1 protein-coding gene is annotated in these 624 nt (G+C 69.6%); it reads left to right on the forward strand.

What is annotated here, in order from left to right:
* Positions 1-548 (forward strand): hypothetical protein (locus AC1DZC_RS20080; RefSeq protein WP_477044503.1); only part of this gene is annotated, 548 nt, incomplete at its 5' end.
* Positions 549-624: the final 76 nt, after the last annotated feature.

Below are 624 nucleotides of genomic sequence, written 5' to 3' on the forward strand. Positions count from 1 at the left end.
CGTCATCGAATCGAAAGGGACGGGACATGACGATTTTCGGCAAGGCAGTCGCGGCCACCGCGCTGGTGGCGATGAGCCTCACTTCAGGTCCCGCCCAGGCGGAGCACCATGGTTCGCGGCATCGTGGCGATCACGACAAGATCGACGGTGGCGACGTGCTGCTCGGCGCGGTTCTCGCCGGCGGCCTGTTCGCGATCCTGTCGGGCGTCGGCAAGAAGAAGGCGGCCGAGGAAGTCGAGCCGACGCCCGTCATCGGGCCGGAGGACGGCAACCGCACCGTCTCGGTCGCGCGCTCCGACGAGGAAGCCGCGGTCGACGCCTGCGTCTCCTCGGCCGAATCGGAAGGGCGCCGCTACGCCCGCGTCGCCAAGATCGACAAGGTGACGATCGTCGATGCGGTCGCGTCCGACTGGATCATCCGCGGCACGCTCGGCCTGCGCGAGGATTATCGCGACACGGCGTCCGAGCACCGCGACTTCACCTGCCGCGTCGGCGAGCGCGGCGTGGAGCAGGTCACGATCGACGGCCCGGCGGTCGCGGCGAACTAAACGCCGCGCTGCTGCCTTGGCGGGGCTTCCCCCCCGGGCCGCATCTGCTATCTGGCCGCATGACACAGCCCAGCGA

It is taken from the genome of Cellulomonas sp. P2_B4 (genome assembly GCF_056404795.1).